Here is a 15820-nt window from a genome sequence, read left to right as displayed (position 1 = left end):
CCCCTATAAGAATAAAGTTGAATTATGTCTAACCGAGCCTCCACGCCCTTGCGGCGCGTCAGCATCCTGGCTATCGACCGGGTTTTCGCTTCCACCCTCATGCAAGCCAAGGATTTCTTCCACCTGGCCAGCCTGCGTTACGGCAAACAACTGGGTCACGGCCTGACCCCGGCGTTCGAAACGCGGCTGGTCAGTCCCGACGGCAAACCGGTGAACAGCTTCAGCGACGTGATCATTCCGGTGGACGGCGGGCTGGAAAATGCCGACGTCATCATCCTCCCCGCGTTCTGGGACGATTTCGAAACCCTCTGCCAACGCTATCCACAGGTCTTGCCGTGGCTGCGCCAGCAACATGCGCGTGGCGCGGTGTTGTGTGGCGAGGCCACCGGCGTATTCTGGCTTGCCGAAGCTGGCTTGCTCGATGGCAAGGAAGCAACCACTTACTGGCGCTTCTTCAACGCCTTTGCCGAGCGCTTCCCGAAAGTGCAGCTCAATCAGGACAAGCACCTGACCGACGCCGACAACCTGTATTGCGCGGGCGGCACCACCTCGGCCTGCGATCTCTACATCTACCTGATCGAGCGCTTCTGTGGCGCCAATGTGGCCCAGGCCGTGGCCCGCGACATTCTCTATGAAGTACAGCGCAGCTATTCGCCGGGACGAATCGGATTCGGCGGGCAGAAACTGCACCAGGACGTGATCATCCTGCAGATCCAGCACTGGCTCGAAGATCACTTCGCCGACAAATTCCGCTTCGAAGACGTCGCCCGCGAGCACGGCATGAGCATCCGCAACTTCATGCGCCGCTTCCAGACCGCCACTGGCGACAAGCCGCTGCATTACCTGCAACGCCTGCGCATCGAAACCGCCAAGGGCTTGCTGTCCGGCAGCCGCAAGAGCATCAAGACCATCAGTTATGAGGTGGGCTACGACGATGCGAGCTTCTTTGCGCGGCTGTTCCGCCAGCATACGGAGTTGTCACCGAATCAGTATCGGCAGCAGTTTCAGCAGGCGGCATAAGAACGCGCCCGTCCTGTAGGAGGACAGCTTGCTGGCGATGAACGACGACTTGTTTTGCCTGATACACCGCGTCGTTATAATTGCGGGCAAGCGTTGCTCCTACAGGCACTAGTAACTGCCGATATCATTTTCCCACAACAAAATAGGAATACGTCGCATCAGAGAGTGTCGATTTGCTCTTGCATGTAACCATTCAAAAATCAAACATACTTCCCTACCAGAGATCGACCGTCTATCAGGGAAGATAAAAATGACTATTGGATCCAGCTACGAATACCCGTCACAAATTGCCAGGAATATCGCTCGGACAAAGCGCACTGCTAAAAACAAATGGCGCGCTCGCTTCCCGAACCCGCCGGACTTATGCTTCGACTATCGAACATTGGTAGAACAAGAAAGTGGCATCGCACGAGCAACCAATCCAAACCATAAGATATGTATTATTGGCGCAGGCGTAACCGGGCTCACCGCAGCAAGAGAGCTTTATCGCTGTGGCTTTAATAATGTAACACTGATCGAACAATCTAAACGGATAGGCGGCAGACACCTGACGGTACCGGGCAGCCGTAACTCGCCAGAAGGCCATACGCCTTTTGAGATGGGCGCTATGCGAATGCCCTTTTTCAATAGAGCAGACGAGTCACCGAAAGAAGGCCGCTCCCTGATGGCCTACTATGCCAGTGAATTTGAATTGGCTATTTCAGACTTCGCCAACCCAGGCAGTCAGTGGGTAACGTCAACCGGTATTTATCTGCGAGAAGGAAGCGTAGGAGGCGGAACGCTTCCAAACATGCTGATCTGGAGAAATGAAGATGGCATGACTCCTCCTCCGGGAGACGAACTTCAAAAGGTATACGCCAAATGGAAAGCCTTTGCCGACCGAATGAGTCGTCACATTTCTGAGATCTACGCCAGCGAGAAATGGGAATCCATGTGGGCTGCCATCGTCGAAAAATACGAGAATGTTTCGTTTCGCGACTTGGTCAGCATGCCCGTAATCACCGTTTGGGATGAAAGCTCGCCCGGTGACTTCGGCGGGATGGGCATGACGCAGGATGAATCCGCCATTTTTTATGCGATAGGAATCGGTGACGGCAGCTGGGGCGCCTTTTACGATGTCTGCTCGCTATATCCCCTGCGTACAGCCATTTTTGGATTCAGCAGTCAGTTGCAACTGGTTCATGGTCGAGTGGACTCGACTGGCAATCCCATTGCTTCCCCTCACCTGCGCAGCGAAGCCGTTTTTGACTCCAAGGGGCTGGGATTCGAATAGACCCCGATATATCGGCCTCGCCGCACTGGATGAATGTCTGCTGTTCATAAAAATGGACGTGACCGGAAAATCTTTTTATGACCACAGCCTTGAGAGAAGTGACGGCTTCCTTACCGACTCCTCCGTCACCAAACTGAAAAAACTGGATAATAAAAAAATACGTGTCTATTACAACTGGAAAGCCAGCGACCCGGAAGAAGCTCAGGAACAATTTGACGATTTTGACTCCGTTATCATGACCCTTCCCTCTTGGCTGCTCGAAACTCGAATAATATTGGAAAATTTCGACAATGAAATGCTTCCTTTCGAAACGATAAATGCCTATAAAACCGCTCACTGGGAAACCAGCTGTAAAGTCTTTGCCCCTCTTAAGAAGTCATTTTTATTAAACAACACCACTATTCCGCAAGCCATTGTCACCGACAGCTTCATTCATGATGTATATACCTATCGCTACAATGAAAATTACAGCTATGACTGCATTCTACTGAGCTACACATGGGAAGACGATGCGACCAAACTCGCCTTGTTCACGGACAAGGAGCTGGTCAAGAAATGCGTAAAAGAGCTTGATCGTATACTCATGAACTCTGCGAACATCCACGAAAGAATTTCACCTTATATCGGCATCGAACAAGCTGTCGTGCATCGCTGGATGACGGACAAAAACGCTTTGGGATGTGCAAAATTATATAGGCCTGGCACTTATTACGACGCCGTGAGCTTGATGAAATACAACAGGGATTACTCTGCCATCTCTGGCCTCTACCTTTCTGGAGAGTCTTTTTCAGTCGATGCGGGCTGGACTGAGCCTTGCTTTCGCGGCGCGGTCGATGCAGTCATTCATATCTGTAACAAAACCGAGGCCACCTTCAATGGCGGCTTCTCCATGGCAGATTATCCCGAATACAAGCTCAGGGCCTGATCTCGACTCGCCGCTCGAGAGCCAATGCAGGCCATGCATTGGCTCGCCTTTGCCAATCTTGGGAAAAGGACTACACCCGAAAAGGAAACGGCTGACTTCCTCGCACTTAAATCTTCGACGCTTAATAACCCCGCAATTAAACAGGTTGAAGAACAATAAAAAACGAGGTCATCCGTATGAGCGAGTCAACAAGTCCTGTTCGCGTAGCAGTCGTGCAGTTCGATCCACAAGTCGGCATGGAAAACCGGGAAGGAAATCTGTGCCGCTGCCTGGAATTGGCGCTGGAGGCAGTCAATGGCGGTGCAAATCTCATCGTGCTGCCCGAGCTTTCCAGTACAGGCTATTTCTTTACCAGCCGACAGGACGCTTTCGAACATTCCGAAGCGGTTCCCGGCGGGCCGTGCGTCCAAAGCTGGATGGAGTTCGCCAGCAAACACAAGGTTTACCTGGTTGCGGGGCTGACCGAACGAGACGGTATGCGCCTCTTCAATACCGCTGTCCTGGTAGGTCCGGACGGCTTTATCGGGAAGTACCGCAAAGCCCATTTATGGAACCTCGAGAAGCTGTGGTTCACGCCGGGTGACCTGGGCTTCCCGGTGTTTGATACGCCGATAGGCCGCATCGGGTTGTTGATCTGCTGGGACATCTGGTTCCCGGAGGTGCCGCGAATCCTGAGTCAACAAGGCGCGGACATCATTTGCAGCCTGAACAACTGGGTGTGGACGCCTCCGCCGCTGTTCGACGACGCCGGCAAATGCATGGCTTCGTATCTGACGATGACGGCCGCTCACGTCAACAATGTGTTTATTGCAGCCGCCAGCCGGATCGGCGAAGAGCGAGGTGCTCGTTACCTGGGCTGCTCATTGATTGCCGGCACCAACGGCTGGCCAATTGGCGAAGTCGCGTCAGCGGACAAACAAGAAATCCTGTTTGCCGATATTGACCTGACCAGCTCCCGCAGCGCCCCCATCTGGAACAACCTGAACGATCTGCATCGTGACCGTCGCACCGATCTCTACGATCAGATGCTCGGTTATACCCAACACCCTCCTCTCCCACGCTGATCGGGGAGGCCCAACCATGGAACCCACTACCGATACCCATCGGCTGAATCCGCTTGCCAGCAGGAAACTTGATACCTCGATCATCTTGCTAGTGATCGGCACCGGACTGCTGATCGCCTGGCTTTCATTCACCCACCGCTCATCATGGTCTGCCCATTGGCCCGACTATAACCACATGGTGTCGAACCTCCCCGATCCGAGTGCCTGGTTGCGCTGGGTCCTGGGAGACATCAGCGAGGTTGCATTCTACAAACACGAGTTCGCTTCGATCGGGCTGCTGGCTGGAGCCTATCTGGCCTACTGGGCAAATCGAAAGGGAAAAGTCTGGCAAGGCTTTGCCATTTCCTACGGCAGCGGATTATGGCCGTGGCTGATCACCAGTTCGCTGCTTGGACTGCTGCTGAGTAACCTGTTGTGGGGCTGGACGGTCACCGCCAGCAGTTGGCAACCCACGTTTGCAGCCTTTGTTTCATTACCGGCAGCGATGGTGCTGATGTTTGGCGGTGGCTGGAAGGTGACGATCAATGGCGCAATCATGGGCGCCGTGCTCGTCACTCCGATGTGTTTGCTGATCGTCAACTACGTCTGCAATCCACTGGGCTTACCCGTAGTGATCGGCAATGTCTCTGGCATGGCGCTTGCCAGCGTCCTGGCATTTCTACTGTGCCGTTACGTGCCGAGCCTGGTGCAGTCAGACCCGACTACCCAGCCCAAGGAAGCATCCGCACCCGACGCTGAACCGGCCAAGACTAAAACCACCGACTACGGAATCATCTGGAGCCTGCGCCGAGTATTGGCGGATTTTTCGGAAGCGCCGTTCTTCGGTAATGAGCTGGCCAGCATCGGTCTGTTGTTGGGTGCACTGCTGGCCTACACCTTGAATCCCATGAGCCCCGCTTACGGCTCAGGCTTGCTGCCGCAACTCATCGGTGCGCAGGCGCTGACGTCTGCCTTGGGCGTGGTGATGTGGCGTCGACAATGGATGCGACTCGGTTGGTATCCCACCTACGTTCCACTGGTGTCGGTGGTACCCGCGGCAGTTCTGACCTATGGCGGCAGTTGGCAGGTCATAGCGTCAAGCGCACTGTTAGGCGCACTTATCGCCCCACCATTGGCATGCGCCCTTGCCAAGAGGGTGCCGAGCGACATGCACCCTTACATCGGTAATGTCCTCTCCATGGCCATCAGTACCCTGCTGATCATTCCGTTTATCGGACTTCTGATAGCCGACTGAAGCACTGAAATCAGGCTGGACTTACGAGTACAGCCTGCTCTCGTCATCAACAAGCGAGGTAAAACATGGATCTGCCCAAACTGGCCATCGCGGCGCTAGGCGGCACCGTGAGCATGCAAGCCAGCCATGTCGGTGCAGGCGTTATCCCGACAGTCAGCGGCGAAACCCTCCTGACCACGGTTCCGGAACTGAAAAATCTGGCGAGGATCACCGTAGAAACACTCGGACTGCACCCGAGTGCTTCGTTGAGTTTCGAGTTTTTGTTGAGTGTTCTCCACTGGGCGAATGCTCAGGTCGAGAAGGGTGCGACGGGTGTGGTCATTACTCAAGGCACGGATACCCTTGAAGAGACCGCTGCATTTTTTGATTACTTGTGGAGCCACGATGTGCCGCTGGTGCTGACCGGTGCCATGCGCTCGGCAAGCCAGGTGGGAGCGGATGGTCCAGCGAATCTGCTGGATGCTTGCCGGGTTGCGCTGGCTCAAAACAGTCGGTGCCGCGGCGTTCAAGTGGTCATGGGCGGACAGGTTCACCACGCGAATACCGTGCGCAAAACCGATTCATTGGCGTTACAGGCGTTTTCATCACCGGTGGTGGGTCCCACGGGCCTGCTTCTGGAAGGTAGCGTCCGCTATTTGCGCGAGCCGTCCCAACGAAAGCTTTTACCCCTGCCGCAGCAAGCAACACAGGCGATTGCCCTGCTCGAAAGCACCCTGTCGGCCGATACCCTGTTGTTGGACAACATCCTCGAACTGGGTTACGACGGCTTGGTGATTGCTGGTTTTGGAGCAGGCCATGTGTCAGAACAATGGGCTGATGCTATCGAAAAAATCGCAAGAAAAATCCCCGTCCTCATTGCGACCCGTACCGGATCGGGATCCACCGCTCAATCCACATATGGTTTTACCGGCAGCGAGATGGATTTGATCCGCAGAGGCGCATTGATGACTGGATTTCTCTGTCCGCGCAAAGCCCGAATCCTGCTGTGGTTGCTCGTTGGCAGTCAGCGGCAGGATGATCTGGCATTTTTTCTCACTCAAGACTGACACACCGACCTGTGGGAGCGGGCTTGCTCGCGAATGCGGACTGACATTCAACAGTGTTGTCGACTGACACACCGCTTTCGCGAGCAAGCCCGCTCCCACAGGGTATGTGGTGTGCCAGAGAGTTTTGGGCTGCCCGCTCCCCCACAGGGTTCTGCGGCGCACAAAAAAGGGCCTGTATTCGCAGGCCCTTTTTTATTTTCCGAATTGTTCTACTCTTTTGAAACGCTTATGGCTTATGCGCCCGGGACAGGAATTCGTGGGACTGCATTTCCAGCAGACGGCTCAGCGTGCGTTGGAACTCGAAGTTCAGGCGACCGCCGGTGTACAGATCCTTCAGCTCTACTTCGGCAGAAATGATCAATTTCACGTTACGGTCGTAGAACTCGTCGACCATGTTGATAAAGCGTCGGGCGATGTCATCGGTGGTGACGCTCATCTGCTCGACATCACTAAGCAACACGGCGTGGAAGATCTTGCCGAGTTCGATGTAGTCGTTCTGGCTGCGCGGGCCGTCACAGAGTTCGCGGAAGTCGAACCAGGCCACGTCATCGCAGGTGCGCACGGCACGGATTTCACGGTTCTCGATCATCAACACATCGTTCTCGATGGCTGCCGTGCACTCCGGCGTCAGGGCGCGGAAGCTCTTGCGCAGGCTTTCCTGGGCGGCTTCGTCCAGCGGGAAGTGAAACAGTTCCGCTTGTTCGAGGTGACGCAGACGGTAGTCGACGCCGCTGTCGACGTTGACGATCTCGGTGTTCTGCTTGATCAGGGCAATGGCGGGCAGGAAGCGTGCGCGTTGCAGGCCGTCTTTATACAGGCCGTCCGGCACGATGTTCGAGGTTGCCACCAACGTTACCCCGTTTTTGAACAGTTCTTCCATCAGCGTGCCGAGGATCATCGCGTCGGTGATGTCGGACACAAAGAACTCATCGAAGCAGATCACCCGCGCCTCGTCGGAAAAACGCTTGGCGATGATGGTCAGCGGGTTCTTCTCGCCACCCAGGGTCTTCATCTCTTCGTGCACGCGCTTCATGAAGCGGTGGAAGTGGGTGCGGACCTTTTCCTTGAACGGCAACGCTTCGAAGAAGGTGTCGACCAGGTAAGTCTTGCCGCGACCGACGCCGCCCCAAAAGTACAGGCCCTTGACCGGTGCCTGATCTTTCTTGCCAAACAGTTTGCCGAGCAGGCCCGGTTTGTGGTTCGACGCAGCGACCAGATCGTCGTACAGGCGCTGCAAATGGCGCACTGCAGTTTCCTGCGCGGCGTCATGGAAGAATTCCGGGCGTTTCAGATCAGCTTGATATCGTTCTAGGGGCGTCATAATTCGTTAGCAAGGCAACAAAAACGGGCCGTCACTGTAGCGACGGCCCGGGGGAATGGCAATCGGCCCTTGGTCGGACCGAGCCGTTGATTATTCCTGAACCGGCGTCAGCGCAACCCGCAAGGTGTCGATGGCGACGTCGCGAGCGGCGTTGTCGGCAAATGTCGGGCTGTCGGCCACGCACTCGCCTTCCAGCCAGACGCTGAAGCTGCGGTCTTCACTGCGCACATCCAACGGCTGACCCGATTGCAACTGCTTGGTCACTTGACCTGCGGTTTTGCCGTCGGCGAAGTTGCGCGACAGCAGCAGTTGCTCGCCATCCGCCGCCAGCAGACGGAAACGGAAACTGCTGTCTTCCTCGCGAAAACTGACGAAACGCGCGGCTTTTGCGGCTTTCTTTTTGGTGGTCGCTGCGACTTGGGTCTGGGCGACGAAAGAACGCAGGCCAACCGCTTCACGCAACTCGTGAAGGAACGGGGTCGCCACCGAGCGGGCCTTTTTGGCTCCGACTTGCAGGATGTCTTCCAGGTCTGCCGGGCGTTCGATCAACTGGTGATAGCGCTCGCGGGACTCGCCCAGTTCGTTGTCCAGCAGTTGGAACAGACGATTTTTCGCCTCGCCCCAACCCAGGCCTTGCAGCAGTTCGCTGCGGAATTCGTCGGCCTGCGTCGCAGTGGCGAACGCCTGGAACAGGGTGAACAGGTGCGAGTTATCCGGATCTTTCGCTTCGCCCGGCGCGCGGGAGTCGGTGACGATCCGCGAGATCGCGTCTTTCATTTCCTTGGCGCTACTGAACAACGGAATGGTGTTGTCGTAGCTCTTCGACATCTTGCGACCGTCGAGGCCTGGCAGCGTGGCGACGCTTTCTTCGATCAGCGCCTCGGGCATGGTGAAGAACTCTTTGCCCTGGCCAAACAGGTGATTGAAGCGCTGGCCGATGTCCCGGGCCATTTCCACGTGCTGGATCTGATCACGACCGACCGGCACCTTGTGGGCGTTGAACATCAGGATGTCCGCCGCCATCAGCACCGGGTAGCTGTACAGGCCCATGGTGATGCCGGCGTCCGGGTCTTCGCCGGTTTCGACGTTCTTGTCCACCGAGGCCTTGTAGGCGTGAGCGCGGTTGAGCAAGCCCTTGGCGGCGACGCAGGTCAGCAGCCAGGTCAGTTCGGGAATTTCCGGGATGTCGGACTGGCGATAGAAGGTCACGCGCTCCACATCCAGGCCACCGGCCAGCCAGGTCGCGGCGATTTCCAGGCGCGAGCGCTGGATGCGCAGCGGGTCATCGCATTTGATCAGGGCGTGGTAGTCGGCCAGGAAGTAGAACGAATCGGCATTGCTGTCGCGGCTGGCAAGGATCGCCGGGCGGATGGCGCCGGCGTAATTGCCCAGGTGCGGCGTGCCGGTGGTGGTGATGCCGGTAAGGATACGGGTACGAGTCGTCATGGGTAATCGCTTGTCAGACTGCAATCAATTCGAAAGACGCGGCAGGATCAGATCCTTGAGATCGGTCAGCTTGCCATGAAAAAAGTGTCCGCATTCTGCCACTTTCAGTAGCTCATGGGGGCGCTCGAGTTTTTCGGACCAGTCGTAGACCAGCTGCGGATCGATGACTTCGTCGGTTTCCGGCTGGATCAGGGTGAGCCCGCCTTGCTGCGGCAGTTGATCCTGATCACCCAGGCGCATGACCGCGGGGGCGATCATGAACAGGTGCTGGAGCTGCTCGCCTTGGGCTTCCAGGCGCCCGCCGAGACTTGCTGCAACAAAACCGCCGAAGGAAAAACCGAACAGGGTCAGGGGCAAGTCAGGGTGTCTGGCGCGCAGCCATTGAGCTACAGTTTGAGCATCGTCGACTTCGCCGGTGCCCATGTCGTGGCTGCCTTCACTGGCGCCGACGCCACGGTAATTGAAGCGCAGGGTGATCAAACCGGCGTCGCGCGCGGTGCGCTGCAGGGTCGAGACCACTTTGTTGAGCATGGTGCCGCCCTGCACCGGGTTCGGGTGGCAGATCAGCGCCAGGCCGCGGGGCTGGTCATTGTCAAGGTAGAGGGCTTCCAGTTGACCGACCGGGCCATCAATCACTACAGGGGTTTCGCGCATAAGCAAGGAAGGAACTCCGTGACCTCGAATCGGGTCGACTCGTCTAGCAAATTGTCTGTGCCAATCTATTGCGAGTGAATCGCGGTATACAGCGCAGGTTCGAGCCGTTAACGTAAAGCAAAGCCGTTTATAGAGGAAGGACTCGTGGAACACTCGCTCTTAGTTTGGTTGTTGCCGACTCTTGCCCTGGTTGTGGGTGTCGCCATTGGATTCCTGATCGCTCGCCTGGTGCCGAATGCCGCGCCTAACCGCACGCAACGTCAGCTGGATGACGTTCAGGAACGTTTCGACAGTTATCAGAACGAGGTGGTTACCCACTTCAACAGCACTGCGACACTGGTCAAGAAACTGACTGCGAGCTATCAGGAAGTGCAGGACCATCTCGCCGAGGGTGCCAATCGCCTGGCCCTGGACGAGCAGACCCGCCAACGCTTGCTGGCCGCCCTGCACGCCGACGCGTCGCAGGCTACACGGGAACGCCTGACGCCACCGCGCAATCAGGAACCGCCTCGCGACTACGCGCCCAAAGCCCCGAATGCGCCGGGCATGCTCGATGAGCATTATGGCCTGAAGAAGTAATCAGGTTTCGCGCGACACAAAAAACCTCGGACAAGTGATTGTCCGAGGTTTTTTTGTTTCCGGGCCAATATCTCTGGTGTCTGTCAGGGCCTCATCGTCGGAACGCCGCCCGGGGCAAGCCCGCTCCCACAGGGGTCTGTGTCGGTCATAAGACAGGGGTCAGACACATATCCTGTGGGAGCGGGCTTGCCCCGGGCGGCGTTCCGACGATGGGGCCGTGTCAGCCGATATTGATGTCGACTGACACACCGCATTCGCGAGCAGGCTCGCTCCCACAGTGGTTTACGCAGGTGTTACGGATATTGCTGAACGGTGCCTTGCTGCTCGCCACCATACTGCTGACCCGGAATCGCCTTCAGGTTGACCTCCACCCGACGGTTCTGCGCCCGGCCGTTGACGTCACCGTTGCTGGCAACGGGGTTATCCGGACCGGCGCCACGGGCGCTCAAGTTGGTACCACTGACACCCTGCGACGTCAGGTAAGTCGCCACGCTTTGGGCGCGACGCTGGGACAGGTCCATGTTGTGCTGGCGGCTGCCGGTGCTGTCGGTATAGCCGACGATCTCGATCTGGTTCTGACTGAATTCCTTGAGCGAACCCGCCAGGTTGTTCAGCGGCTGATAGAAGCTCGAGGCGATGTTCGCCGAATCAGTGGCGAACGTGATGTTGCCCGGCATGATCAGCTTGATCTGATCGCCCTGACGCTGCACTTCAACCCCGGTGTTGGCCATGCTGGCCCGCAGTTTTTTCTCTTGCTGGTCGGCGTAGTAACCATAACCGGCAGCGGAAGCACCCACCACGGCCGCGCCAATCAGCGCGCCCTTGCCACGGTTGTTGTGGTCGATGGCCGCACCGGCCAACGCACCGGCCAGCGCGCCGAGCCCACCGTATTTGGCGGTTTTGCTCATGCCCGTGGAACCACTGTCGGCCTGACCCTGGTTATCGTAAGGGTTCGGCGAGGCGCAGCCAGACAGCAGGGCCACAGCCGTAGCGACAATAATCAAACGCTGCTTGGTGAACATTTATAGCTCCTGATTTTATGCATTCTGTGGTGCAACGGACCAAGGCGTCAGCCTTTGCGGGCGTTGGATCATTTTTACGGGAAAAGATTCCACCCGGACTGTGCACAAATGCACATCAAGCGCGTACAAACGGGTTCTCGCGCATCTCCTCGCCCAGGCGAGTGTCGGGACCATGCCCCGTCACCACCGTCGCTTCTTCATCGAGGGTATACAGCCGCTGCTTGATCGAACGCACGATGGTCGCCTGATCGCCACCCCACAAATCCGTACGCCCGACCCCACGCCGAAACAAGGTGTCACCGGCAATCAGCAATTTGGCCTCGGCAAACCAGAAGCTCATGGACCCCGGCGTATGCCCCGGCGTGTGCAACGCCACGCCGCAGCCGCAGGCCAGTTCTTCATCGTCGGCCAACCAGCGATCCGGCGACGGCACCGGTGTATAGGGCACACCGAACATCTGGCATTGCATCTCCAGGTTGTCCCAGAGGAATTGATCCTCCTTGTGCAAATGCAGGGTGGCGCCGGTTTTCTCCTTCAACTGACCGGAAGCCAGGAAGTGATCCAGGTGCGCGTGGGTGTGAATGATGCTGACCACCTTCAGACCCAGGGCGTCGAGGCGCGCCAGGATCAGCTCATGATTGCCGCCCGGATCGACCACGATGGCTTTTTTCGTGATGGGATCGCCGATGATCGTGCAGTTGCACTGCAACGGGCCGACGGGGAAGGTTTCTCGTATTAGCGTGGGCTTTGCGGCTTCCATGGGTGTTCCTGTGAAGTTAATGGCACATTTTTGGCACAGTGCGAAAATCGATGGCGACGTATAGGAAGAATGGCCCCCACCAGTGGCACGCTCAAATCAGACGTAAAGGGTGGCCCCAACAGACACGCACATTCAATACCCGGCTCGAAGCAAAAACGTGGGCGATCATGATTGAGCGTGAAATGGGTGCAGGCGTGTTCGTCAGTCGCAGCGAGGCCGAGGCTACTTCTTGCTCCAGCGCACTGCCTTATCCTCATGGGGCGATTGATTGGCTCGATACTGACCGGGCGTCGTGCCGAACCAGCGCAGGCAAGCTTTGTGGAAACTGCTGTGGTCATGAAAGCCGAGCAGGAAAGTCACGTGCTTCAAATTGAAATGAGAATGTCGCAGGTAGAAGTCTGCCAACTGCTGGCGCACATGGTTCAGGACATCCGTGTACTGCGTGCCCGACTTCTCCAGTGCCCGTTGCAACGTTCGCTTGCCGATGTTCAGTGCGGCCGCAATCGATTCCATATCACACTGGCCCTGGCTCTGCACCTGACTCAAGCGTTCGGTGATCAGCGCACGAACCCTGCACAAAATGGTGAAGTCGTTCAACTGCTCCAGCTGAGCTTTGGCAAAGCTTTCATGAAGCTTGGCCAACGCTTCGTTGGCCATGCTTAACGGACGCAGCAGCTCTTGGCCATCGAAAAGAATGCTGTCATGAGTCGCTCCGAAACGCAGCTCGCAGCCAAATAACCGTTGATGCTCATGGATGTCTTTCGGTTGGGGATAGCTGAACTCCACACACAGCGGGCGTGGCAATTTTCCACCACTCAGCCAGCGACAGAAACCCAGCAGTGTTGCGAGGCTGGCATCGGTGTACTGCCGGGGCTTGATCGAACCACGCTGATGATGATCAAGCGTGGCCAGGCGATAGTGCTCTTGTTCCTGAACAAAAAACAGGCTGAATCCCGTGCCGATCAACGGGCTGAAATGAATCAGCTGTTCGAATGCCTTTTTCAGGTTCAGGCTGGACATCATGGTATAGCCGACGATCTGAAAAATGCCCGGATGGAGGTTTTCGTAGGCCTTCAAACCAATGTTCGGATCGCCAGAGATCAGCGTTGCCAGATCCCAAAGGCGATAGATGGTGCTTCGTTCACAAAATGATCCCGATAGATCTGCGAGCTTTATATCAATTCCAGCCTCCTGGCACAGACTGTCGAGATCCAGTCCTTGTGCCGAAAGTGTATTCACCAGCACGCTGGCATAGCCTGCACTCATTTTATACATGACGATCCCATCTCCCTGTTGAATCAGACATCCATGGCCACTCAAGCGAAATCGGTGGCCTTATGTTTATCGGAAATGTTGGGTGTGCCGGGGAAGGTGGTATTGCGTCATGAGCGATCGCAGGTGGTTTAGACAGGCTATGGTTTGATGGGACACGCGCGTGTCGTTCATTGCAGCATCCTTTTGCTTGATCTGTTTTTATTTTTTTGGCTCAACCTGCTCTGCGGTGTTGGCAGGCTGGGTCGGGCTAGAACAGCTGCTTCACAGCTACAGGAAATCGATTGAGAGGCGGCCTGGGCGGATCACCACGCGACCGGATCAGGTGCCAGGTCACGGATGCCATCACACATCGGGGGCAAGCTGTGGATTTTGTCAGCGGTCACGGCCAAGGCCATACACGCCATCCGACTGCGCAGAATTTCAGTGAATGCCCGTATCTTGCGATACGGGCATTTTCTTTAACCGGAGAGCAGATTGCTTGGTTTTCACACAGTTTGTAATGGCCGGATTTTTAGGGTCTGCTACTCAGCCATTGAACACGTCATCCACGCTTTTGAGCGGGTAGTTCTTCGGGTACGGCAGGGTCGCCACACCGGTCTCGATCGCAGCCTTGGCCACAGCATCGGAGATCAGGGTGATCAGGCGAGCATCCATTGGTTTCGGGATGATGTACTCACGACCGAATTCCAGCTTGATGCCGCCATAGGCGTCGCACACTTCCTGAGGCACTGGCAGTTTGGCCAGTTCACGCAGGGCGTTGGCCGCAGCCACTTTCATTTCTTCGTTGATGCGCTTGGCGCGAACGTCCAGGGCACCGCGGAAGATGAACGGGAAGCCCAGTACGTTGTTGACCTGGTTCGGGTAGTCCGAACGGCCGGTCGCCATGATCACGTCGTCACGGGTGGCATGCGCCAGTTCCGGGGAGATTTCCGGATCCGGGTTCGAGCAGGCGAACACGATCGGGTTGGCCGCCATGGATTTCAGGCCTTCTGCGCTCAGCAGGTTCGGACCGGACAGGCCAACGAACACGTCGGCGCCTTCCAGCGCGTCAGCCAGGGTGCGTTTCTCGGTCGCGTGAGCGAAGACAGCCTTGTACTGATTCAGGTCGTCACGACCGGAATGGATCACGCCAGTGCGGTCAACCATGTAGATGTTTTCGATGTTGGCGCCCATGCTCACCAGCAATTTCATGCAGGAGATGGCGGCAGCACCGGCGCCCAGGCAGACGATCTTGGCGTCAGCCAGGGTTTTGCCAGCGATTTCCAGGGCGTTGATCATGCCGGCCGCGGTAACGATCGCGGTGCCGTGCTGGTCATCGTGGAATACCGGAATGTCGCACTGCTCGATCAGGGCGCGCTCGATCTCAAAGCACTCCGGTGCCTTGATGTCTTCCAGGTTGATGCCACCGAAGGTGATGGAGATGCGCTTGACGGTGTCGATGAAGGCTTGCGGGCTTTCGGAGTCGACTTCGATGTCGAAAACGTCGATACCGGCGAAGCGCTTGAACAGCACGCCTTTACCTTCCATCACTGGCTTGGAAGCCAATGGGCCGAGGTTACCCAGGCCGAGAATCGCTGTGCCATCGGAAATGACTGCAACCAGATTACCCTTGCCGGTGTATTTGTAGGCCAGTTCAGGATCGCGGGCGATTTCGCGTACTGGTTCGGCTACGCCGGGGCTGTAGGCCAGCGACAGGTCGCGGGCGGTAGCGGTGGCCTTGGTGAGCTCGACACTCAGCTTCCCTGGACGAGGATGGGCGTGATATTCGAGAGCGGCAGTTTTCAGATCAGACATAGGGGCATTCCGTTTTTTACTGTTGGACAAACGGATCGCCGAGGATTACTTGTGTTGCAAAGTTCCCCACAAGACTGAGCAGTCATCCTGTCAAGCGCTCTGCCCTGCGACGTTGGGCCAATATATGGCTCTCTGGCAGGCGGCGAAGAAAGCGCAACTATTCCGATGTAAGGGAACGGCGTCTAATGCTGTAAACGCCTACCCTATGCTGAATCAGCATGGTATTACTCAAACAAAACCATAGTCCCATGTTGTTCGAATACGCCATTTCGGCAGGCATAAGTGGCGCAAGGCTGGATTAAATTACGCTATTTCTTGTACGAACTTTCCTAAGTTTTAGCCCTTCATTTCGCTGATCAAAAAAACGCTCAAAGTTCTCCCTGTAATAGGCGGTTCACGGCACTTAT

12 protein-coding genes and 1 pseudogene are annotated in these 15820 nt (G+C 56.5%); 6 read left to right on the top strand and 7 right to left on the bottom strand.

All coding sequences use genetic code 11. The features are described from left to right. The first annotated feature begins 123 nt into the window (after positions 1-123). From ACA067_RS04320 to ACA067_RS04300, 5 genes and pseudogenes are all read left to right on the top strand, one after another. The gene (locus tag ACA067_RS04320; protein WP_497462728.1) at positions 124-1020 is read left to right on the top strand and encodes a GlxA family transcriptional regulator; all 897 of its coding nucleotides are present in this window, start codon (positions 124-126) and stop codon (positions 1018-1020) included. Positions 1021-1270: 250 nt separating this feature from the next. Next, positions 1271-3218, top strand: a pseudogene (locus tag ACA067_RS04315) (flavin monoamine oxidase family protein). Between the two features lie 176 nt (positions 3219-3394). Next, positions 3395-4282 (top strand): nitrilase family protein, encoded by an 888-nt coding sequence (locus tag ACA067_RS04310; protein ID WP_497460746.1) that lies wholly within the window; start codon positions 3395-3397, stop codon positions 4280-4282. 16 nt (positions 4283-4298) lie between these two features. Further along, positions 4299-5516 (top strand): hypothetical protein, encoded by a 1218-nt coding sequence (locus tag ACA067_RS04305; RefSeq protein WP_497460745.1) that lies wholly within the window; start codon positions 4299-4301, stop codon positions 5514-5516. Between the two features lie 65 nt (positions 5517-5581). Then, positions 5582-6562: an asparaginase gene (locus tag ACA067_RS04300; RefSeq protein ID WP_497460744.1), complete on the top strand. Its 981-nt coding sequence runs from the start codon at positions 5582-5584 to the stop codon at positions 6560-6562. Between the two features lie 226 nt (positions 6563-6788). On the opposite strand, the gene zapE is transcribed toward ACA067_RS04300, so the two are convergent. The 3 genes from zapE to ACA067_RS04285 form a co-directional block, all read right to left on the bottom strand. Next, the gene (zapE, locus tag ACA067_RS04295) at positions 6789-7883 is read right to left on the bottom strand and encodes a cell division protein ZapE (protein ID WP_497460743.1); all 1095 of its coding nucleotides are present in this window, start codon (positions 7881-7883) and stop codon (positions 6789-6791) included. 90 nt (positions 7884-7973) lie between these two features. Continuing rightward, positions 7974-9329 carry a tryptophan--tRNA ligase gene (locus tag ACA067_RS04290; RefSeq protein ID WP_497460742.1) on the bottom strand — a complete coding sequence of 452 codons (1356 nt, stop codon included), beginning with the start codon at positions 9327-9329 and terminating at the stop codon, positions 7974-7976. Positions 9330-9353: 24 nt separating this feature from the next. Further along, entirely contained in the window at positions 9354-9983 is a 630-nt protein-coding gene (locus ACA067_RS04285) for an alpha/beta hydrolase (RefSeq protein WP_497460741.1), read from the bottom strand. A gap of 144 nt (positions 9984-10127) precedes the next feature. Here ACA067_RS04285 and ACA067_RS04280 point away from each other — a divergent pair, with 144 nt between their 5' ends. Continuing rightward, a complete protein-coding gene (locus ACA067_RS04280) occupies positions 10128-10562 on the top strand; it encodes a Z-ring associated ZapG family protein (protein WP_497460740.1) in 435 nt (144 codons plus the stop codon). A 293-nt stretch (positions 10563-10855) separates the two neighbouring features. On the opposite strand, the gene ACA067_RS04275 is transcribed toward ACA067_RS04280, so the two are convergent. The 4 genes from ACA067_RS04275 to ACA067_RS04260 form a co-directional block, all read right to left on the bottom strand. Further along, positions 10856-11584 carry a YiaD family glycine zipper/OmpA-like lipoprotein gene (locus ACA067_RS04275; RefSeq protein WP_497460739.1) on the bottom strand — a complete coding sequence of 243 codons (729 nt, stop codon included), beginning with the start codon at positions 11582-11584 and terminating at the stop codon, positions 10856-10858. Positions 11585-11699: 115 nt separating this feature from the next. Next, positions 11700-12344 carry an MBL fold metallo-hydrolase gene (locus ACA067_RS04270; RefSeq protein WP_497460738.1) on the bottom strand — a complete coding sequence of 215 codons (645 nt, stop codon included), beginning with the start codon at positions 12342-12344 and terminating at the stop codon, positions 11700-11702. Positions 12345-12566: 222 nt separating this feature from the next. Beyond that, positions 12567-13619: an AraC family transcriptional regulator gene (locus ACA067_RS04265; protein ID WP_497460737.1), complete on the bottom strand. Its 1053-nt coding sequence runs from the start codon at positions 13617-13619 to the stop codon at positions 12567-12569. Positions 13620-14144: 525 nt separating this feature from the next. Next, complete coding sequence (locus ACA067_RS04260) at positions 14145-15413, bottom strand: malic enzyme-like NAD(P)-binding protein (RefSeq protein ID WP_030129218.1); 1269 nt, start codon at positions 15411-15413, stop codon at positions 14145-14147. Positions 15414-15820: the final 407 nt, after the last annotated feature.

This window comes from Pseudomonas sp. LBUM1674 (genome assembly GCF_059695635.1).
Note: the sequence above shows the minus strand (reverse complement) of the source record. Positions and strands in the feature narration are given on the sequence as shown.